Genomic DNA, 20,130 nt, shown 5'->3' on the forward strand with positions numbered 1-20,130 from the left:
GACACTGGCACGTCAGCATCACGCAAAAGGAGCCTGCATGGGCGGTCTAACCTCGACATTGATATGTGGTCTTGCCCTACTGACATTGCTCAGCGGCTGCGGACAGGAAAAATCTGCACCCAAGGAGCACTCCAGGGTATTTGTGCAAACGGTGCAGCTGGGTGACTTTGCCGCCGCCGTGACCCTCACCGGGGATATTCAGGCGCGTGTGCAGACCGATCTGTCGTTTCGTGTCGGTGGCAAAATCGTCCAGCGCATGGTTGATGTCGGCGACCGCGTGACGGCCAATCAGGTGCTGGCCAAGCTCGATCCCAAGGATTTGCAGACCAACGTCAATTCCGCCCAGGCTCAAGTGGTGGCGGAACAGGCGCGGGTCAAACAGACCGCCGCCGCTTTTGTGCGCCAGGAAAAACTCTTGCCCAAGGGCTACACCAGTCGCAGCGAGTACGACTCGGCCCAAGCCGCATTGCGCAGCAGCCAAAGCGCGCTGGCGGCCGCCCAGGCGCAACTGGCCAATGCTCGCGAGCAATTGAGCTACACCGCCTTGGTCGCGGACGCGCCGGGCGTGATTACCGCGCGCCAGGCGGAAGTCGGCCAAGTGGTGCAGGCCACCGTGCCGATTTTCAGCCTGGCTCGCGATGGTGCGCGTGACGCGGTGTTCAACGTCTATGAAGCGTTATTGATGGAGCCGCCGGCCGACACGCCGATCACCGTCAGCCTGCTGGATAACCCGACCGTCAAGACCCTGGGCCGGGTCCGCGAAGTCACCCCGGCGGTGGCCGCCAACAGCGGCACGGTGCAGGTAAAGATCGCGCTGGACGATTTGCCCAAGGGCATGCAACTGGGCTCGGTGGTCAGCGCCACGGCCAACGGGCCGGCCAAACGCAGCATTGAGTTGCCCTGGGCGGCCCTTACCAAGGACCTCAAGGAGCCAAAGCCTGCCGTGTGGCTGGTGGACGACGACGGCAAGGCTCAATTGCACAGAGTCACCGTTGGCCGTTACCTGACCGGCAAGGTGATCATCAGTGACGGCCTCAAGGGCGGCGAAAAAGTCGTGGTGGCCGGTGGGCAATTGCTGCACCCCGGCATGCAGGTGGAAATCGCCCAACCACCGGACCCCGCCCAGGCCAAGGGAGTGCAGCCATGAAGCACCTGACGCTGATACTTGCCACCAGCCTGACGCTGATCGCCTGTTCCAAGGAAGAACCGGCCCCGGAGCCGGTGCGCCCGGTGCTCTCGATTGAAGTGAAGTCAGAAGATCAGGAAAACCTCGGGCGTTTCGCCGGCACCATCCAGGCGCGCTACGAAAGCAACCTGGGGTTCCGCGTGCCGGGCCGTATCGCTCGGCGCGCCGTGGACGTGGGCGCCGAAGTGGAAAAGGGCGCCTTGCTGGCGGTGCTCGACCCCACTGACCAACAGAACCAGCTGCGTGCGGCCCAGGGCGACCTGGCCCGTGTCCAGGCCCAATGGATCAATGCCCAGGCCAATGCGCGGCGCCAGCAAGCGCTGTTCAACCGTGGCGTCGGGGCCCAGGCGCAACTGGATCTGGCCCAGACCGACCTGAAAACTACCCAGGCCTCCCTCGATCAAGCCAAGGCCGCCGTCGATCAGGCCAGGGACCAGCTCAATTACGCCGAATTGCACACCGACCATGCCGGCATTGTCACGGCCTGGAATGCCGAGGCTGGCCAAGTGGTCAGCGCCGGCCAGCAAGTGGTGACGCTGGCGCGTCCGGACATCAAGGAGGCGGTGATTGATCTGCCCGCTGGCCTCGCCGAGCGCTTGCCGCCGGACGTGGTGTTTCACGTGGCCGCGCAGTTGGATCCCGGGGCCAACACCACCGCCATCGTGCGCGAAATCGAACCCCAGGCCCAAAGCGCCACGCGTACCCGTCGCGCCCGCCTGACCCTGGCCGAGCCTCCTGCGGCCTTTCGCCTGGGCACGGCGATCAGCGTGACCTTGAGTTCGGCCATCGCGCCGCGTATCGAGTTGCCCCTCGGTGCGATACAGGAAGTCGACGGCAAGACCCGCATCTGGGTGATTGATCTGCAGAACCAGACCGTACAGCCCCGCGATGTCAGCCTGGTCAGCCGCCATGAACAGCATGTCTTGCTGGAGGGCGGTGTCCAGCCCGGCGAGCGCGTGGTCAGTGCTGGCGTCAACAGCCTGAAGCCCGGGCAAAAAGTCAAAATCGATGAGGACAGCCCGCGATGAAAGGGAGTTTCAACTTATCCGACTGGGCCCTCAAGCATCAGTCCTTCGTCTGGTTCCTGATGTTCGTCGCGCTGCTGATGGGCGTGTTCTCCTACATGAATCTGGGGCGCGAGGAAGATCCTTCCTTCACCATCAAGACCATGGTGATCCAGACGCGCTGGCCTGGCGCGACCCAGGAGGAAACCCTCAAGCAAGTCACCGACCGCATCGAGAAAAAACTCGAAGAACTCGACTCCCTCGACTACGTGAAAAGCTACACCCGACCCGGTGAGTCCACGGTGTTCGTGTTCCTGCGCGACACCACCAGCGCCAAGGACATTCCCGGGATCTGGTACCAGGTGCGCAAGAAGATCGATGACATCCGCGGCAGCTTCCCCCAAGGGTTGCAGGGACCGGCGTTCAACGATGAGTTCGGTGACGTGTTCGGCTCGGTGTACGCCTTTACCGCCGACGGTCTGTCGATGCGCCAGCTGCGCGACTATGTGGAGCAGGTGCGGGCCGAGATTCGGGCGGTGCCGGGGTTGGGCAAGGTCGAGATGATCGGCCAGCAGGACGAAGTGATTTACCTGAATTTCTCCACGCGCAAACTGGCGGCCCTGGGCATTGACCAGCGGCAAGTGGTACAGAGCCTGCAAGCGCAAAACGCGGTGACTCCGGCCGGGGTGATCGAGGCCGGGCCGGAGCGGATTTCCGTGCGCACCTCCGGGCAGTTCGCTTCGGAAAAAGACCTGGCCAACGTCAACCTGCGGCTCAATGACCGCTTCTACCGCCTGGCGGATATCGCCGATATCACGCGGGGCTATGTCGATCCGGCGCGGCCGATGTTTCGCTTCAATGGCAAACAGGCGATTGGCCTGGCCATCGCCATGCAAAAGGGCGGCAACATCCAGGAGTTCGGCCAGGCGCTGCACCAGCGCATGGACGACCTGACCGCCGATCTGCCGGTGGGCGTCGGCGTGCATAAGGTCTCCGATCAGGCGGAGGTGGTGGAAGAAGCCGTCGGTGGCTTTACCAGCGCGCTGTTCGAAGCGGTCATCATCGTCTTGGTGGTGAGTTTTATCAGCCTCGGCCTGCGTGCCGGATTGGTGGTGGCGTGTTCCATTCCGTTGGTGCTGGCGCTGGTATTTGTGTTTATGGAATACAGCGGCATCACCATGCAGCGGGTATCGCTGGGCGCCTTGATCATCGCCTTGGGCCTGCTGGTGGACGACGCGATGATCACCGTGGAAATGATGATCACGCGCCTGGAAAAAGGTGAAACCAAGGAGCAGGCGGCGACCTACGCCTACACGTCCACCGCGTTCCCGATGTTGACCGGTACGCTGGTGACAGTGGCTGGTTTCGTGCCTATCGGCTTGAACGCCAGCTCGGCGGGCGAGTACACCTTCACCCTGTTCGCGGTGATTGCCGTGGCGATGCTGGTGTCGTGGGTGGTGGCGGTGTTGTTTGCGCCGGTGATTGGCGTGCACATCCTCAGCAGCAAGGTCAAACCCCACGACGAGGAACCGGGACGCGTTGGTCGGGCCTTTAACGGCGGGATGTTGTGGGCCATGCGCAACCGTTGGTGGGCAATTGGCATCACTGTATTGCTGTTTGTGGCGTCGGTGTTTTCCATGCAGTTTGTGCAGAACCAGTTTTTCCCGTCTTCGGACCGCCCGGAGATCCTCGTCGATCTCAACCTGCCGCAAAACGCTTCGATCAATGAAACCCGCAAGGCGGTGGATCGTCTTGAAGCGATCATCAAGGATGATCCGGACATTGCCCGTTGGAGCACCTATATCGGCCAGGGCGCGATTCGTTTCTACCTGCCGCTGGATCAGCAACTGGAGAACCCGTACTACGCGCAGTTGGTGATTGTCAGCAAAGGCCTGGAAGAGCGCGGGGCGCTGATCGAGCGCCTGCAAAAGCGTCTGCGGGATGACTTCGTCGGGGTGGGCAGTTTTGTCCAGCCGCTGGAAATGGGCCCGCCGGTGGGACGCCCGATCCAGTACCGGGTGTCTGGCAAGGACATCAACCAAGTGCGTAGACACGCGATTGAGCTGGCGACCTTGCTGGATAACAACAGCCACCTGGGGGAGATCATCTACGACTGGAATGAGCCGGGCAAAGTCCTGCGGATCGATATCGCCCAAGACAAGGCGCGACAGCTGGGGCTGTCCTCCGAAGACGTGGCGCAGTTGCTGAACAGCGTGGTCAGCGGTGCGGCGGTGACCCAGGTCAACGACGATATCTACCTGATCAACGTGGTGGGGCGTGCCGAAGATGCCGAGCGCGGCACCCCGGAAACCCTGCAGAACTTGCAGATCGTTACCCCGAGCGGGACCTCGATTCCGCTGCTGGCGTTCGCCACCGTGGGTTATGAGCTGGAACAGCCATTGGTATGGCGGCGCGATCGCAAACCGACCATCACCATCAAGGCCGCCGTGCGCGATGACATGCAGCCGACGGATCTGGTCAAGCAACTCAAGCCCGCGATCGACAAGTTCAGCGCTGGCCTGCCGGTGGGCTACGAAGTCGCCACCGGCGGCACCGTGGAAGAAAGCGGCAAGGCCCAGGGTCCGATTGCCCGCGTAGTGCCGTTGATGCTGTTTTTGATGGCGACCTTTCTGATGATCCAGTTGCACAGCGTGCAGAAGATGTTCCTGGTGGCCAGTGTTGCGCCGCTGGGACTGATCGGCGTGGTGCTGGCGTTGATTCCCACGGGTACGCCCATGGGCTTTGTGGCGATCCTCGGGATTCTCGCGCTGATCGGCATCATCATCCGCAACTCGGTGATCCTGGTGACGCAGATCGATGCTTACGAACAGGATGGCTATGCGCCGTGGGATGCGGTGGTGCAAGCCACCGAGCACCGCCGCCGACCGATTCTGCTGACCGCGGCGGCGGCCAGCCTGGGCATGATCCCCATCGCCCGGGAAGTCTTCTGGGGGCCGATGGCCTACGCGATGATCGGCGGGATCATTATCGCCACCCTGCTGACATTGTTGTTTTTGCCCGCGCTGTATGTGGCCTGGTACAAGATTCGGGAGCCGCGGAACGCCGACTGATTCACGCCTGCCACGGGATCATGCGGTCTTTGGTCTGCGCCAGACACTGGCCAGCCAAGGCTGCTGTTCCCGTGGCAAGCCGGCGGGTCGATAATAGTGTTCCAGTTCGTCGAACCCGGCGGCGGTGAGTAGCGCCTGCCAGGCCTGCAGGTCATGGTAGGCACCATACCGGGGCCCATTCCAGCCTTCCTGGTTCTCGCCCCTGGGGTTGGAACTGAACAACACGCCACCGGGTTTCAGTGCCGCGTAAAGCTGTTTGAGAACGCGCGGCAATTCCTGCCCGGGAATATGAAACAGCACCGCGTTGGCGAAGATGCCATCGAAGCGTTCGACGGGCAGGTCGAGCTTCAGGAAGTCTTGTTGCAACACCTCGCAGCCACTGTCTTCGCGCGCCATCTGCGCGAAACGCTCGGAGCCGTCCAGCCCCACCGCGATATGCCCCAGACGGGTGAAGGTCTGCAAATCCCGCCCCGGCCCACAACCGAAATCCAGCACGGTAAAAGGCGCCGAGCCCTGGATATGCCGCAACAGCGCGTCGATATTCTGGCTCACATCGTGATCACGGGTGCCGGCCCGAAAAACCTCGGCCACCTGGTTGTAATGGCCGAGCGTCGTGGCGGTGATTCGATCGAGGTCGTCGGGTCGCAGAGTCATCCGGGCAATACCAAGCGTGGAAATAACCGAATATACCCTGTGGCGAACGTACCAAGCACCCTCCTGTGGCGAGGCTTGTCCCGTGGCTAGGGGCTTGTCCTGTGGCGAGGGGGCTTGTCCCGCGTTGGGCTGCGCAGCAGCCCCAAAAAAGCCTCCCGGTTTATCCAGTCAAACCGGGATGGCAGGTTTGAGGGCTGCTGCGCAGCCCAACGCGGGGCAAGCCCGCTCGCCACAAGAGGTGCCTCCGGCCTTTCAGCGTTTGTTCAGTACCCGCGTCAACCGATCCCCGCCCAACTGAATCGCCGCCACCAGGATCACCAGCACCACAATCACGCTCAGCATGACCTGGCTGTCAAAACGCTGGTAACCATAGCGGTAGGCAAGATCCCCCAGGCCGCCGGCGCCAATCGCGCCGACAATCCCTGGCCGCTCGTCGGGCAGCAGCACGTGCCACAAACACCCTCCTGTGGCGAGGCTTGTCCTGTGGCGAGGGGGCTTGTCCCCCGTTGGGTTGCGCAGCAGCCCCAAAAAAGCCTCCCGGTTGATCCAGTCAAACCGGTATGGCAGGTTTGAGGGCTGCTGCGCAGCCCAACGCGGGGCAAGCCCGCTCGCCACAAGGGTGCTTCCGGCCTTTCAGCGTTTGTTCAGTACCCGCGTCAACCGATCCCCGCCCAACTGAATCGCCGCCACCAGGATCACCAGCACCACAATCACGCTCAGCATGACCTGGCTGTCAAAACGCTGGTAACCATAGCGGTAGGCAATATCCCCCAGGCCGCCGGCGCCAATCGCGCCGGCCATCGCCGAGGAGTTGATCAGGGTCACCAGGGTAATGGTGAACCCGCCGACAATCCCCGGCAGCGCTTCGGGCAGCAGCACGTGCCAGACGATGTGCCAGCGTCGGCAGCCCATGGCTTGCGCGGCCTCGATCAAGCCGTGGTCGACTTCCCGCAGGCTGACCTCGGCGATCCGCGCAAAGAACGGCGTGGCGGCGATAGTCAGCGGCACCACGGCGGCCCACACACCGTAGGTGGTACCGACGATCAACCGGGTGAAGGGGATCAACGCGACCATCAGAATCAGAAAGGGAATCGAGCGGAACAGATTGACGAATGCCCCCAGCGCCCGATTCAGCGTGGGCGCCTGGAAGATCCCGCCCTTGTCGCTGGTGACCAGCAATACCGCCAGCGGAACGCCCACCCACAGGGCGATCACTGACGACACGCCGACCATCAACAAGGTGTCGATGAGGCCCTGCACTAAACGCTCAAACCACATAACCCAGTACCTCGACCTGTTGTGCCCAACGCAACGCACGGGCGCGCAGTGCTTCGGCGCCCAGGGACGAGCCGCTGACTGCCAGCAGCAGTTGCCCCAAGGCGTGGCCCTGGATGCGCTCGACCCCGCCTTGCAGTAACCGTACGCGCCCGTCGAGGGCGCCGATCAACGCACCCAGGTCCGGTTCGTCTTCGCTGCTGCCGGTGAACTGCAGGCGCAGCACCACGGCCGCATCCGCCCCGCTTGGCGTGGGTTGCAAGCGACCTTGCAGCTCCTCCGGCAAGCCATGTTGCAGCGGTGCCAACAGGGTTTTACTGACTGCATGCCGGGGGTTGCCAAATACTTCCCAGACTGGGCCTTGCTCGACAATCCGTCCGTGCTCCAGAACTACCACGCGGTGGCAAATCTCGCGGATGACCGCCATCTCGTGGGTGATCAGCACAATGGTCAGGCCCAGGCGCTGGTTGATCTCACGCAGCAAGCCGAGGATCGATTGCGTGGTTTGCGGGTCGAGCGCCGAAGTGGCTTCGTCGCACAGCAGGATCTGCGGGTCGTGGACCAATGCACGGGCGATGCCGACGCGTTGCTTTTGCCCACCGGACAACTGCGCGGGATAGGTCTGGTGCTTGTTCTGCAGTCCCACCAGTTGCAGCAACTCGCGGACCTTTTGCTGACGCTGCGCCTTGGGGACGCCGGCGACCTTGAGGGGCAACTCGACGTTCTGCCATACGGTCTTGGCCGACATCAGGTTGAAGTGCTGGAAGATCATGCCAATGCGCCGACGCAGCGCCACCAGGCGGTCTTCATCGAAGTCGCCGATATCCACTTGATCGATCAGCACCCGGCCACTGCTGGGTCGCTCCAGACGGTTAATGGTACGGATCAGCGATGACTTGCCGGCGCCGCTGCGGCCGATGATGCCGAACACTTCACCGTGCTGGATCGCCAGGTCGATGCCTTGCAGGGCATGGACCGTGCCGTCATAGGTTTTGCCGAGGTTGATAAAGCGCACATGGGCGCCGTTCAGCTCGGGATGAAGCGCGGTCTGCTGCGCCTCCCAAGGCGGTGTGCCGAGGTCGCGCAATCGGGCGTTGGCAGCACTCATGTTCAACCTTCCCAGCCGACTTGGTAGAGTTTGCCGAGGGATTTATCCAGGGCCGCGCGCACCACCGGCGAATGCTGATAAATGTCGACGAACTTGATCAGCCTGGGGTCGGTCTTGCGGGTGGGCTGGATCACGAACTGGATCACGTATTCCTTGTGATCGATGCCATCGAACAGCAGCGCCGACTCGGCATCGAAGGTTTTGGACAGGCGGATATACGCCGGGTAACCCTGCACCAGATCGGCGTCGTCATAGGCCCGCACCAGTTGCACCGCTTCCACTTGCAGGATTTTGAGGTGCCTGGGGTTGGCGGTGATGTCCTCTTCGGTAGCCTTGTAGCCCACGCCTGGCTTGAGACTGATCAGGCCGGCCTTGGCCAGCAGTTGCAAGCCGCGACCGCTGTTGATCGGGTCGTTGGCAATCGCCACGCTGGCACCCTCGGGCAGTTCGGCGAAACGTTTGTATTTTTTCGAGTACAGGCCGACGTTGTTGATGATGCCGGGTGCGAACGGCACCAGGTCAAAGCCGGCCGCCGCCTTGGCGTTTTCCAGGAAAGGAATGTGTTGGAAGTAGTTCACATCGATATCGCCGGCGGCCAGGCTGACATTCGGCGCGATCCAATCGGTGAACTCCACCAGCTCGACTTTCAAGCCTTGTTTGTCGGCTTCTTCGACGGCGGCTTCCAGGGGAATCGCGAAGGCCGCGGTGGTGCCGACTTTCAGCGGCGCGTCGGCGGCAAACAGCGTCGGGCAGTACAGACCTAGGGTCAGGGCCAGAGCCTTGACTGGGAGGGCGAGCGAGGTTTTTTTCATCATGAATGTCCAGTCAAGGGTGGCGGTAGGTGGAGCCGGTGTGTTGTTGGGGTAAATGCGCATCACGCGTAAAGATTTTTTCGCGCAGAGTCCCGGCTGCATACGCGGTCTTGTAGGAGCCTCGCCGCTGCAACTCGGGAATCACCCAGTCGATAAAATCCACATAGCTTTCCGGGGTCACCATGCGCGTCAGGTTGAAGCCATCCAGCCCGGTTTCGCTGATCCAGGATTCCAGTTCGTCGGCCACCTGCTCGGGCGAGCCGACCAGGGTGATGTAGCGACCACCAAGGGCGTGTTGTTCAAGCAACTTGCGGCGCGTCCAGTGGTTTTCCTGCAGGGTCTTGGTGGCTGACTGGATGGCGTTGCTCTTCACGTACTGGATGGGTTCGTCCAGTTCGTATTGGAAAAAATCAATCCCGGTCGACGCACTGAAATGCGCCACGCCGGCCTCGGCGCTGGCGTAGCTCAGGTACTCGGCGTGCTTGGCCCAGGCCAGTTCTTCGGTAGCGCCGACGATCACGTTGAGGCCCATGAATACCTTGATGTCGTCCGCGTTGCGGCCGTCTTGCAGCGCGCTGGCGCGGACCTTGTCGACCTGAAGCTTGGTTGCGGCTTTGTTCTGTCCACTGATAAACACGCACTCGGCATGCCGGCCGGCGAACCGCAGGCCGCGCTCCGAGCTGCCGGCCTGGAACAGCACGGGCGTGCGTTGTGGCGACGGTTCGCAGAGGTGATAGCCCTCGACCTGATAGAACTCACCCCGATGCTCGATCTTGTGGACTTTGTTCGGCTGCGCGTAGACCCGCGCTTGCGGATCGTTGAGCACCGCGTCGTTCTCCCAACTGCCTTCCCACAGTTTGTACAGCACCTGCAGGTACTCGTCGGCCTGGTCATAGCGTCGGTCATGTTCGACTTGCTCGCGCAAACCCATGGCCTTGGCCGCACTGTCCAGGTAGCCGGTGACGATGTTCCAACCCACCCGGCCACGACTCAGGTGATCGAGGGTCGACATGCGCCGGGCGAACAGATACGGCGGTTCATAGCTGAGGTTGGCGGTCAGGCCGAAACCAAGGTTGCGGGTGGCGGCGGCCATGGCCGAGACCAGTAGCAGCGGGTCGTTGACCGGCAGCTGGATTGACTCCCTGAGCGGCACGTCGACAGCATTCTGGTAGACGTCGTATACACCGACGATATCGGCGATAAACAACCCGTCGAACAGCCCGCGCTCCAGCAACTGCGCCAGTTCGACCCAGTATTCGAGGTTCTTGTACTGGGTCGAGGTGTCGCGTGGATGCGTCCACAGTCCATGGTTGATGTGCCCGATGCAGTTCATGTTGAAGGCATTGAGCAGGATTTTCTTCCTGGGGGGCACAGCCTGGCGCATCAAATCGTCCCTCGCAGTGGCGGGTTTTCATCGTTGAGGTAGTAATTGCCCACCGCGTGGTACTTCCAGCGCACCGGGTCGTGCAGGGTGTGCACCCGTGCGTTGCGCCAGTGCCGATCCAGGCCGTGTTCGGCGAGGGTTGCCTGGCTGCCGGCGAGTTCAAACAAGGTGCTGCCGGCGGCCAGGGATATTTCGGTGCTCAGGGCGCGGGCCTCGGCCACGGCGATGGACGCGGCGGCAACGGATGCGGCATGGGGATCGGCCTGGGCGCGGTCGAGGTATTCACCGGCACGCTCCAGCAGGGCTTCGCTGGCGTGCAGGCGGATGCTCAGGTGACCAAAGCTTTTCAGGGTCAGCGGATCTTCGCTGGCCGTGTCGCTGCCCGCATCGATCCAGGGCCGGGTCTTGGTGCGCACAAAATGCAAGGCGTCCTCGAAGGCCGCGCGAGCGATACCGGTGTCGATGGCCGCATGAAGTATTTGTGCCAGCGGGCCGACCGGCGTCGGGCGTTCAAACGCGCTTTGAAACGGGATCACGTCAGAGGCCGCGACCCACACGTTGTCGAACACTACCGAACCGCTGCCGGTGGTGCGTTGGCCGAAGCCGCTCCAGTCATCGATCACCGTCAGGCCCAGGCTTTCGCGCGGGACGAAGGCCAGTTGCTGTACGCCGTGTTCATCCACCACCGAGGTCGGGATCCGCTGCGCGTAGAGCGCGCCGGTGGCGTAGAACTTGCGGCCGCTGATGCGAAATCCGTCACCGTCGCGGGTCAGCTGGGTGATGCGCTCGTGGGCGGTCCGGGTGCCCAGTTCCGCCAGGGCGTTGCCGAAGCGTTGGCCGGCCAGTACTTCGGCGTACAGGCGTTGCTGTTGCGCCGGGCTGCCATTCACCCGCAGTACTTCCAGGGCATAGAAATGGTTTTGCGGTATCTGTCCCAGTGACGCATCGGCTTGAGCGATCAGCGCAATGACCTTGGCCAGGGTGACATTCGATACACCCGCGCCGCCGTAGGCCTTGGGCACGCTGATGCCCCACAGGCCGGAGCGGGAAAATACCTCCAGCTCCGGCAGCGGCAGGCGACGTTCTCGGTCGCGCAAGGCGCTGTCGCGCCGCAGGTCTTCAGCCAGGTCGCTGGCGACTATCAAGGCTTGTTCATCGCTGGTGATGACCGCGACGGCTTGAGAGCATGTCATGTTGTTCTCCAGGGGGGCGGTTCGTCAGATCCAGGAATGCCGTGCCGGCAACTTGCCGTTGAGGTGCCAGGCGCCGATGGCGTGATACTTCCAGCGCACCGGGTCATGCAGGGTGTGGACACGTGCGTTGCGCCAGTGTCGATCGAAATTGAATTCGGCGAGGGTGGCGCGGCTGCCGGCCAGTTCGAAGAGTTTTTCGCTGACCAGCAACGAGACCTCGGTGCTCAGCACCTTGGCCTGCGCGACGGCAATCGAGGCGCGTGCGGCTGACTGTTCGGTGAGGGGCGCGGCACTGATGTGATCCAGAACCTGGCCGGCTTTGCGCAGTAGCGCTTGCGCGGCGTGCAACTCGATGTGCAGTTTGCCGATGTCGGCGATCACGTAGGGATCATCGCTGGCGCGTTCGACCTTGGCATCGATCCACGGTCGCGAGTGTTCGCGTACAAAACGCTGGGTATCGTCGAGCGCCCCCCGGGCGATGCCCAGGTCGATCGCGGCCTGGATCAATTGCGATACCGCGCCCTGAATGTTCGGGGTCTGGCCCAGGCGCCAGTTTTCCACGACCAGGTCGGCAGCCACCGGGACATTGTTCAGCAGCACGGTGCCGCTGGCGGTGGTGCGTTGGCCAAAGCCCGACCAGTCATCGACAATACGCAGCCCGTGGCTGCCACGGTGTACAAATGCCATGACTTGCCGACCGTCATCGTTCAAGGCCTTGACCGCTACCCAATGTGCAAACAGCGCACCGGTGGAATAGAACTTCTGGCCGTTGAGGATGAAGTCGTCACCGTCGCGGGTGATCCGCGCTTTCAATTCCAGAGTGTTTTTGGTTCCGCGCTCCGGGCCGGCATTGCCGATGCGCCAGCCGTCCAGGACACGTTGAAACAGCACCTTCTTCTGCGCTTCGCTGGCGGCGCTTTGCAGCCCGTGCAGGATGCCGAAGTGGTTCTGCGGGATTTGCCCCAGGGCCGGGTCGGCCGCGCTGATAATGGCGAACACTTCGGCCAGGGTCACGAACGACACTTGCGGGCCGCCGTACTCGCGGGGGATGGAAATACTGCCCAGGCCGCTGCGGGTGAACTGCTCGATTTCGGCCCAGGGTAATCGGCGTTGCTGGTCGCGCAGCCCGGCTTGCAGGCGAGCGGCCTTGGCAAGCGCGTGGGCGGCGTCGAGGGCCTGGGCGTCGTTGCGCAGCACCTGGGCGGGCAACAATGGCGGGGCGATGTCCAGATCACTCTGGAAGGGAGGCTTTGTCAGATTGGACATCAATGCTGCTCCTTGGCTGCACTGGATGCCCTGGCTTGAAACACCGGGATAACGCTGACCATACCTACCTCACATTCGTTGAAACGCTGAAATCAGGAATGTCCGGTGGTCCGGTTTATATACCTTAATGATGTTTATTTTATAAATAAACTAACTTTTGGGAATATGCATAGAAGGTCTGTTATCCAGGGTTACCGGGTGAGCCTGGGCAAGCAAATAGCGTTCAGTGTAGGAACGAGGGGGGCTCCTACAAAAACCTTAGCTGAGTGGCATTGGGGCAAGCCCGCTCGTCCTCGTTCCTACAAAAACCTAACTGAACAGCATGAGGGTGAGCCCGGGCGCCCAGCGTGAGTTGTTACCGACCCGATCGAGAATGCAGTAGGTGATGTCCAGCCGGTGATCAGCCCCGGCCTCTTGAATCAGCGTGGGCGGCACCCAGACGTGCACCCGATGACCGACATCGCGGGCCTGGATCCTCGGCAGGTCCAGGCGAGAGTCGCCCCAGCGCAGGGTGATGTCGTCACCCGCGGCCATGTTCAGGTAAGGCTCGATGACCAAGGGCACGCCACGACGAATCTGTCGGCTGTTGACGCCGTGACGACGGATCATGTCGGGGAGGACGACGGGCGCCAGGTTCTGGTTTTCTTCGCCGCACAGGGCTGACGGCTGGCCACCGGGATAATCGGTCTTGACCTGCACCCGGGTAATGGCCGACCGCGCCGCTCCACGACCCACTTGCATGACTCGGTAATGCAGGCGCGCGGTGCCATTCTGGACAAAGCTCTGCGGTACCCGCAGGTGACTGGAAAGACCGATATCCGTGGCCTGCAGGCATCTGGAGGCGGCAAAGCAGTTGTTCCAGAACAACTCGATCAGATCGCCTTGGCCCATGTCCGGGTAAGGCGCGATATCGACCAGCAGGCGACTGGCGGCAAAGGCATTGATGCCGTGCCGATGGGCCTGGGGCAGGGTGGGTGCGGCAAGCATCGCCGGGGTTGAAATGCGCGTCATAAATAATCTCCTTGATGCAACCAGCAGCAATCGTTCCGAACCGCAGGCACGTCAGGCGCAGCTGTTCGCAAGCACGATTTTTGTGAAAAGCCGGAATAGGATCCAATCCTCAGGACGTTAGATAAGAGGGTTGGCCAGGGAGCGTCAATGGCGGCAAAAGGCTAAACGGCGGGTTTCGGATTATTCAGAAAGGTCTTACTGGGCGAGGGCTTGAAAGGCGGGGTGGGTGGGGCGTTTTACTCAGCGGATGAGGTCGGCCCCTGTAGGCGCGTGAGTGACGCATGCTGCCTACAGGGGACGAGGATGGAGCCTTTAATGGGTAAGGAACTTGCTCAGGAACTGCCGCGTGCGTTCTTCCTTGGGGTTGGCAAACAACGCTTTGGCTTCACCTTGCTCGACGATCACGCCCTTGTCGAAGAAAATCACCCGGTTGGCCACGTCCCGCGCAAACCCCATCTCGTGGGTAACGATGACCATGGTGCGATTTTCTTCAGCCAGGCTGCGAATGGTCGCCAGCACTTCGCCCACCAGCTCCGGATCGAGGGCCGAGGTGGGTTCGTCGAACAGAATCACTTCCGGTTCCATCGCCAGGGCGCGAGCAATCGCGACCCGTTGCTGCTGCCCACCGGAAAGGCGTCTCGGGTAGGCGTCTTCCTTGCCCGCGAGACCGACCTTGGCCAGCAATGAACGGCCCAGTGCCACGGCGCTGTCGCGGGGCATCTTTTTGACCACCAGCGGGCCTTCGATGACGTTCTCCAACGCGGTGCGATGGGGGAACAGGTTAAAACTCTGGAACACAAAACCCACATGCTGGCGCAGGCGCCGTACCAGGCTTTGTTGCTGGCTGAGAGGACGGCTGCCGTCGATCTCGATATCCCCGACCTTGATCCGGCCGCTGGTGGGTTCTTCGAGGAAGTTCAGGCAACGCAGGAAAGTGGTCTTGCCGGAACCGCTGGGGCCGATGATGGCGACGACTTCGCCTTCCTTCACTTCCAGATCAATCCCGTTGAGGACCACCTGACCCTTGAATTGCTTGGTCAGTTTTTCAACCACGATCATGCTTCAAGACTCCTGGTCATGGCGATTGACCCGTGCTTCCAGCCGGTTCTGCAAGTGCGCGAGGACGCTGGCGAGCACCCAGTAAATCAGCGCGGCGGACAGATACATGGTGAAAATTTCGAAGGTTCGGGCCGACACCAATTGCGCCTGGCGGAACAGCTCGGGCACCTGGATAGTGGCGGCCAACGCGGTGTCCTTGACCAGCGAAATAAAGCTGTTGCCCAACGGCGGCAAGGCGGTGCGCATGGCCTGTGGCAGGATGGCCCGGCGCAGGGTCTGCGCGCGGGTCATGCCGATACTGGCGGCGGCTTCCCACTGGCCGCGCTCGATCGAACCGATGGCGGCACGCAGGATTTCACAGGCGTAGGCGGCCATGTTCAGCGAAAAGCCGATCATCGCTGCCGGTATCGGATCCAGTTCGATGCCGACTTGCGGCAAGCCGTAGTAGATCAGGAACAGTTGCACCAGCAACGGCGTGCCACGAAAGAACGACACATAGACCCGCGCGATCCAACTCAGCAACTTGAAGCGCGACAGGCGCATCAAGGCCAGGCCAAAGCCCAGCAGCGAGCCGAAAAACATCCCGCCGAGGCTAAGAATCACTGTGTAGTACGCGCCCTTGAGCAGAAAGGGCGCGGAGTCGAGCGCGAGTTGGAAACCTGCTTCCATTATTGAGTGACGTCAGCGTTGAAGTATTTTTCGGACAACTTCTTCAAGGTGCCGTCGGCGCGCAGTGTGTCGAGGGCCTTGTTCACCGCGTCGAGCAATTCAGGCTCGCCCTTGCGCAAGGCCACACCGGCTTCCTGACGTGAGAACGGCTCGCCGGCGGCGGCGGTGTCCTTGGCTTTCTTGGCGTATTCCAGCGCCGCCAGGCGGTCGATCAGAATGGCGTCGATGCGGCCGATGCGCAGGTCCTGGAATTTGGTGGGGTCATCGTTGTAGGTCTTGATGATGGCTTTCGGTGCGTTGTCCTTGAGCCATTGTTCGTAGTTGGTGCCCAGGCCGACCCCGACTTTCTTGCCCGCCAGATCGTCGGCGGTCTTGATGCTGTCGACGTTTTTCTCCAGGGTCAGCGCCTGGATCCCGGAAACGGTGTAAGGCTGGGAGAAGTCATACTTCTTCTTGCGCTCCTCAGAGATGGTTACCTGGTTGACCACCGCGTCCAGACGCTTGGATTCCAGCGCTGCGAGGATGCCGTCCCACGGCGTGGCTTGTAGCTTGACCTTGACGCCCAGCTCCTTGGCCAGGGCTTCGGACAGCTCGACCTCAAAGCCGCTGAGCTTGCCGCTTTCATCCACGAAGCTGAACGGTGGATAGGTGCCTTCCAGGCCGACCTTGATCACGCCGGCTTTCTTGATGTTGTCCAGTTGCTCGCCGGCAACCGCCTGGCCCAGCAAACCGGCCCCGAGGGCCAGCCCCAATGTGCCAACCAGTAACGTGCGACGCAGTGCAGAAATAGTCATGACAAGCCCCTGTGTTTTTTATGTTGAGCGAAGCAGGTAACGCAGTGGTCGTATCCTGCCCTAAAACCGCGGTCTGTGGGAGCGCGACTATAGGGCGAAGGCTAAAGTCTTAAAAATAATATAAAGGCAGTTTTATATTTCTTATCTGAATATGCGATGGTTTTAGGGTGGGTGACGGGTGCATCAGAATACTGAGTCGTAGGCAAACAATGCCGGCGCTCCGCCGGTGTGCAGGAAGATGATCGGACCGTCGTCAAACGCCTGGCGCCCGATGCCGTCGAGCAATCCGGCCATGGCCTTGCCGGTATAGACCGGGTCCAGCAACAGGCCTTCCTGGCTCGCCAGCAGTTTGATGGCGGCCAGGGTGCCGGCGTTGGGCTCGCCATAACGCGGGGCGAAGTACTCGTCCCACAAGATGACCTTGAACGCGTCGGGCACCTGCACGCCCAACAACTCGGCCGTGCGCTCGGCCAGGCCTTGTACTTTGGGACGCTGGGCTTCGTCGGTGCGCGATACGGTGACGCCGATCACTGGCAAGTCCGGCAGCACCTCACTTAATGCCAGCGCCAGGCCGCTGTGGGTGCCGGCGCTGCCCGAAGCCAGGACCACGGCGGCGAACTGAACGCCGCTGCTTTCGATCTGCGCGGCCAACTCCAGGCCCGCGCGGACGTAACCCAGGGCGCCGAGCGCGTTGGAGCCGCCGATCGGTACCAGATAGGGATGTTTGCCGTTGTTGCGCAAGCGCTCGGCCAGGGCGTTGAGTTGCTCGTCGGCGTTGTCCAGGTTCTCGACCAATTCGACCTTGGCGTCGAACAACTCCACCAGCAGTCGATTGCCGTTGCTCAGGTAATTGGCGTCTTCAGTACCGGTGGGGTTTTCCAGCAGTGCAACGCAGCCCAGGCCTAGCCTGGCGGCGAGGGCGGCCGTCTGGCGTACGTGGTTGGACTGGATAGCACCGGCGGTGATCAAGGTGTCGGCCCCTTGGGCGAGGGCGTCGGCGGCGAGGTATTCGAGTTTGCGCAACTTGTTACCGCCCATGGCCAGCGGCGTAGTGTCGTCGCGCTTGATGTAGATATCGCGCCCCAGCCAGGTCGACAGTCGTTCGAGTTTTTCCAGGGCGGTGGCACCGCCCAGCAGTTCCAGACGATTAAAGCGGTCGAGCTGTTGTTTGATCATGGCTACGCACGGGTGTTTAAGAGATAAGCGGACTATAGGCAGGCGTTTTTCAGCGGGCAACCGTCAATTCGGACCTTCACCCGCGGCACAGATCGCCCCGGGCCTGTGTATCGACCACTGAACGTTTGTCACCCGCGCACGTCATACCTGTCCTTGAGCTAGTGTAGGAATGACCTACCGCTCGGCCCTGAGATTAGTCCCAGACTGCCCATTCATGTTTAACTTGATCGTTCGTTCAAGTTAAATCGGTGGTTCGCTGCCCGGTCACAACAGGAGGCTTATCTTTGCTGATTCCTTTTTTTACAGCCACATCCGAGGTGCGCTTTTCATGAGTGCATCGTCTACTCCTTCCAGCGGCCTAGTGCGCATGAATGCGCCGGTGTTTTACTTCGCCGCAAGTTTCATCCTGCTGTTCGGCCTTACGGTCATCGCGATCCCGGAGCAGGCCGGCGCCTGGTTGCTGGCGGCGCAAAACTGGGCGGCCAACACGGTCGGCTGGTACTACATGCTGGCGATGACCCTGTATCTGGTCTTCGTGGTGGTCACCGCGTTGTCTGGCTACGGCAAGATCAAACTCGGTGCCGACCACGACGAGCCCGAATTCAGTTATCTGTCCTGGGCCGGCATGTTGTTCGCCGCCGGGATCAGCATCACGCTGTTCTTCTTCTGCGTCTCTGAGCCTTTGACCCACCTGGTGCAACCGCCCCAAGGCGAAGCGCTGAATGCCGAGGCGGCGCGCCAGGCCATGCAGATCCTGTTTCTGCACTGGGGCCTGCACGGCTGGGGGGTGTTTGCGTTTGTCGGCATGGCCCTGGCGTATTTCGCCTATCGGCACAACCTGCCGCTGGCGTTGCGTTCGGCGCTGTACCCGCTGATCGGCAAGCGCATCAATGGCCCCATCGGCTATGCGGTGGATGGCTTCGGCATCATCGCCACGGTGTTCGGCCTGGGCGCGGACATGGGGTTTGGGGTGCTGCACCTCAACTCGGGCCTGGATTACCTGTTTGGCATTGCCCACACCCAATGGGTCCAGGTTGGCCTGATCACGTTGATGATGGGCGCCGCGATCCTCGTCGCTGTCGCAGGCGTCGACAAGGGTGTGCGGGTGATGTCCGATATCAACATGCTGCTGGCCTGCGCGCTGTTGCTGTTCGTATTGTTCGCCGGGCCGACCCAGCACTTGCTCAACACCCTGATCCAGAACATCGGCGATTACCTCGGCGCCTTGCCGACCAAGAGTTTCGACGTCTACGCCTACAATGAGCCCAGCGATTGGCTCGGTGGCTGGACCGTGTTCTATTGGGCCTGGTGGATCGCCTGGTCGCCGTTCGTGGGCCTGTTCATTGCGCGCATTTCCCGTGGCCGGACCATCCGTGAATTCGTCTTCGGTGTGCTGTTGATCCCGCTGGGTTTCACCCTGGCCTGGATGTCGATCTTCGGCAACAGTGCCATCGACCAGGTGCTCAACCACGGCATGCTCGCGTTGGGTCAATCGGCCATCGACGATCCGTCGATGAGCCTCTACCTGCTGCTGGAAACCTACCCGTGGAGCAAGACTGTGATTGCGGTCACGGTGTTTATCAGCTTCGTGTTCTTTGTCACCTCGGCCGATTCCGGCACCGTAGTGCTTTCCACCCTGTCGTCCAAGGGCGGCAATGCGGATGAAGACGGGCCGAAGTGGCTGCGGGTGTTCTGGGGGGCGATGACCGCGCTGGTGACCAGTGCCTTGCTGTTTGCCGGCAGCATCGACTCGCTCAAGTCGGCGGTGGTGCTGACCTCGCTGCCGTTCTCGATGATCTTGTTGTTGATGATGTGGGGGCTGCACAAGGCCTTCTACCTCGAATCCCAGAAGCAGATCGCCCAGTTGCATTCGTTGGCACCGGTCTCCGCTTCGCGCCGTGGCCGCGGCGGCTGGCGTCAGCGCCTGAGCCAGGCCGTGCATTTCCCGTCGCGGGATGAGGTGTACCGATTCCTCGAAACCACGGTGCGTCCGGCGATTGAAGAAGTGACAGCAGTGTTTGTCGAGAAAGGCCTTAACGTCGTTACCCAACCTGACCCGTCCAATGACAGTGTCAGTCTGGAGATCGGTCATGGTGAGGAGCGTCCGTTCGTCTACCAGGTGCAGATGCGCGGCTACTTCACGCCGTCCTTCGCCCGTGGCGGAATGGGCTCAAAAGAGATCAACAACCGTCGCTACTACCGGGCGGAAGTGCACTTGAGCGAGGGCAGCCAGGACTATGACCTGGTGGGCTACACCAAGGAGCAGATCATCAACGACATCCTTGACCAGTACGAACGGCACTTGCAGTTCCTGCATTTGGTTCGCTAGAAGCGGCGGTTTTTTTGGCGAGGGGCTCGCCGAAACGCCGTTCATTCAAGGCTGAAAATCTCCTGTGGCGAGGGGGCTTGTCCCCCGTTGGGCTGCGCAGCAGCCCTAAAACCTGCCACCCGGTTGACTGGACGAACGG

General features: G+C 61.6%; 16 protein-coding genes and 1 pseudogene. 4 read left to right on the forward strand and 13 right to left on the reverse strand.

Annotated elements, in window-relative coordinates; genetic code table 11:
* Window positions 1-37 precede the first annotated feature (37 nt).
* The 3 genes from AC6CIA_RS23945 to AC6CIA_RS23955 are packed head-to-tail and all read left to right on the forward strand — an operon-like array spanning window position 38 to window position 5,261.
* The gene (locus AC6CIA_RS23945; RefSeq protein ID WP_498315605.1) at window positions 38-1,147 is read left to right on the forward strand and encodes an efflux RND transporter periplasmic adaptor subunit; all 1,110 of its coding nucleotides are present in this window, start codon (window positions 38-40) and stop codon (window positions 1,145-1,147) included.
* Complete coding sequence (locus tag AC6CIA_RS23950; RefSeq protein ID WP_498315606.1) at window positions 1,144-2,214, forward strand: efflux RND transporter periplasmic adaptor subunit; 1,071 nt, start codon at window positions 1,144-1,146, stop codon at window positions 2,212-2,214. The genes AC6CIA_RS23945 and AC6CIA_RS23950 overlap by 4 nt, the downstream gene beginning before the upstream one ends.
* The gene (locus AC6CIA_RS23955; RefSeq protein ID WP_498315607.1) at window positions 2,211-5,261 is read left to right on the forward strand and encodes an efflux RND transporter permease subunit; all 3,051 of its coding nucleotides are present in this window, start codon (window positions 2,211-2,213) and stop codon (window positions 5,259-5,261) included. The genes AC6CIA_RS23950 and AC6CIA_RS23955 overlap by 4 nt, the downstream gene beginning before the upstream one ends.
* Window positions 5,262-5,279: 18 nt before the next feature.
* Here the strand turns inward: AC6CIA_RS23955 and AC6CIA_RS23960 are convergent, their stop codons facing one another.
* The 13 genes and pseudogenes from AC6CIA_RS23960 to AC6CIA_RS24020 form a co-directional block, all read right to left on the reverse strand.
* Entirely contained in the window at window positions 5,280-5,915 is a 636-nt protein-coding gene (locus AC6CIA_RS23960) for a class I SAM-dependent methyltransferase (protein WP_498315608.1), read from the reverse strand.
* Window positions 5,916-6,167: 252 nt separating this feature from the next.
* A pseudogene (locus tag AC6CIA_RS23965) lies at window positions 6,168-6,365 on the reverse strand (ABC transporter permease); the annotation flags it as partial.
* 183 nt (window positions 6,366-6,548) lie between these two features.
* Complete coding sequence (locus AC6CIA_RS23970) at window positions 6,549-7,193, reverse strand: methionine ABC transporter permease (RefSeq protein WP_498315609.1); 645 nt, start codon at window positions 7,191-7,193, stop codon at window positions 6,549-6,551.
* On the reverse strand, window positions 7,183-8,298 hold the full coding sequence (locus AC6CIA_RS23975; RefSeq protein ID WP_339529294.1) for a methionine ABC transporter ATP-binding protein: 1,116 nt from the start codon (window positions 8,296-8,298) through the stop codon (window positions 7,183-7,185). Before AC6CIA_RS23975 ends, AC6CIA_RS23970 begins: the two co-directional genes overlap by 11 nt.
* Window positions 8,299-8,300: 2 nt before the next feature.
* Window positions 8,301-9,110, reverse strand: a complete 810-nt coding sequence (locus tag AC6CIA_RS23980; RefSeq protein ID WP_498315618.1) for a MetQ/NlpA family ABC transporter substrate-binding protein — start codon at window positions 9,108-9,110, stop codon at window positions 8,301-8,303.
* A 13-nt stretch (window positions 9,111-9,123) separates the two neighbouring features.
* Complete coding sequence (locus AC6CIA_RS23985) at window positions 9,124-10,494, reverse strand: LLM class flavin-dependent oxidoreductase (protein WP_498315610.1); 1,371 nt, start codon at window positions 10,492-10,494, stop codon at window positions 9,124-9,126.
* Window positions 10,494-11,687 (reverse strand): SfnB family sulfur acquisition oxidoreductase, encoded by a 1,194-nt coding sequence (locus tag AC6CIA_RS23990; RefSeq protein WP_498315611.1) that lies wholly within the window; start codon window positions 11,685-11,687, stop codon window positions 10,494-10,496. The genes AC6CIA_RS23985 and AC6CIA_RS23990 overlap by 1 nt, the downstream gene beginning before the upstream one ends.
* Window positions 11,688-11,711: 24 nt before the next feature.
* Window positions 11,712-12,953, reverse strand: a complete 1,242-nt coding sequence (locus AC6CIA_RS23995) for an SfnB family sulfur acquisition oxidoreductase (protein ID WP_498315612.1) — start codon at window positions 12,951-12,953, stop codon at window positions 11,712-11,714.
* A gap of 309 nt (window positions 12,954-13,262) precedes the next feature.
* Window positions 13,263-13,964: a hypothetical protein gene (locus AC6CIA_RS24000; RefSeq protein WP_498315613.1), complete on the reverse strand. Its 702-nt coding sequence runs from the start codon at window positions 13,962-13,964 to the stop codon at window positions 13,263-13,265.
* Window positions 13,965-14,276: 312 nt separating this feature from the next.
* Window positions 14,277-15,023: an L-cystine ABC transporter ATP-binding protein TcyN gene (tcyN, locus tag AC6CIA_RS24005; protein WP_498315614.1), complete on the reverse strand. Its 747-nt coding sequence runs from the start codon at window positions 15,021-15,023 to the stop codon at window positions 14,277-14,279.
* Window positions 15,024-15,026: 3 nt separating this feature from the next.
* A complete protein-coding gene (gene tcyL / locus AC6CIA_RS24010; protein WP_498315615.1) occupies window positions 15,027-15,692 on the reverse strand; it encodes a cystine ABC transporter permease in 666 nt (221 codons plus the stop codon).
* Window positions 15,692-16,486 (reverse strand): cystine ABC transporter substrate-binding protein, encoded by a 795-nt coding sequence (tcyJ, locus tag AC6CIA_RS24015; RefSeq protein ID WP_498315616.1) that lies wholly within the window; start codon window positions 16,484-16,486, stop codon window positions 15,692-15,694. The genes tcyL and tcyJ overlap by 1 nt, the downstream gene beginning before the upstream one ends.
* A gap of 183 nt (window positions 16,487-16,669) precedes the next feature.
* On the reverse strand, window positions 16,670-17,662 hold the full coding sequence (locus AC6CIA_RS24020; RefSeq protein ID WP_498315617.1) for a D-cysteine desulfhydrase: 993 nt from the start codon (window positions 17,660-17,662) through the stop codon (window positions 16,670-16,672).
* A gap of 367 nt (window positions 17,663-18,029) precedes the next feature.
* Here AC6CIA_RS24020 and betT point away from each other — a divergent pair, with 367 nt between their 5' ends.
* Complete coding sequence (betT, locus tag AC6CIA_RS24025; protein WP_498315619.1) at window positions 18,030-19,991, forward strand: choline transporter BetT; 1,962 nt, start codon at window positions 18,030-18,032, stop codon at window positions 19,989-19,991.
* Window positions 19,992-20,130 lie beyond the last annotated feature (139 nt).

The organism is Pseudomonas sp. GQ91 (genome assembly GCF_059758795.1).

Bases quoted from the DNA above. Each gene is read 5' to 3' on its own strand.
- AC6CIA_RS23960 (WP_498315608.1), bottom strand. From the start codon at position 5,915: ATGACTCTGCGACCCGACGACCTCGATCGAATCACCGCCACGACGCTC.
- AC6CIA_RS23980 (WP_498315618.1), bottom strand. From the start codon at position 9,110: ATGAAAAAAACCTCGCTCGCCCTCCCAGTCAAGGCTCTGGCCCTGACC.
- tcyL (WP_498315615.1), bottom strand. From the start codon at position 15,692: ATGGAAGCAGGTTTCCAACTCGCGCTCGACTCCGCGCCCTTTCTGCTC.
- AC6CIA_RS23945 (WP_498315605.1), top strand. From the start codon at position 38: ATGGGCGGTCTAACCTCGACATTGATATGTGGTCTTGCCCTACTGACA.
- tcyJ (WP_498315616.1), bottom strand. From the start codon at position 16,486: ATGACTATTTCTGCACTGCGTCGCACGTTACTGGTTGGCACATTGGGG.
- tcyN (WP_498315614.1), bottom strand. From the start codon at position 15,023: ATGATCGTGGTTGAAAAACTGACCAAGCAATTCAAGGGTCAGGTGGTC.
- AC6CIA_RS24000 (WP_498315613.1), bottom strand. From the start codon at position 13,964: ATGACGCGCATTTCAACCCCGGCGATGCTTGCCGCACCCACCCTGCCC.
- AC6CIA_RS23955 (WP_498315607.1), top strand. From the start codon at position 2,211: ATGAAAGGGAGTTTCAACTTATCCGACTGGGCCCTCAAGCATCAGTCC.
- AC6CIA_RS23970 (WP_498315609.1), bottom strand. From the start codon at position 7,193: ATGTGGTTTGAGCGTTTAGTGCAGGGCCTCATCGACACCTTGTTGATG.
- AC6CIA_RS23950 (WP_498315606.1), top strand. From the start codon at position 1,144: ATGAAGCACCTGACGCTGATACTTGCCACCAGCCTGACGCTGATCGCC.
- betT (WP_498315619.1), top strand. From the start codon at position 18,030: ATGAATGCGCCGGTGTTTTACTTCGCCGCAAGTTTCATCCTGCTGTTC.
- AC6CIA_RS24020 (WP_498315617.1), bottom strand. From the start codon at position 17,662: ATGATCAAACAACAGCTCGACCGCTTTAATCGTCTGGAACTGCTGGGC.
- AC6CIA_RS23985 (WP_498315610.1), bottom strand. From the start codon at position 10,494: ATGCGCCAGGCTGTGCCCCCCAGGAAGAAAATCCTGCTCAATGCCTTC.
- AC6CIA_RS23975 (WP_339529294.1), bottom strand. From the start codon at position 8,298: ATGAGTGCTGCCAACGCCCGATTGCGCGACCTCGGCACACCGCCTTGG.
- AC6CIA_RS23995 (WP_498315612.1), bottom strand. From the start codon at position 12,953: ATGTCCAATCTGACAAAGCCTCCCTTCCAGAGTGATCTGGACATCGCC.
- AC6CIA_RS23990 (WP_498315611.1), bottom strand. From the start codon at position 11,687: ATGACATGCTCTCAAGCCGTCGCGGTCATCACCAGCGATGAACAAGCC.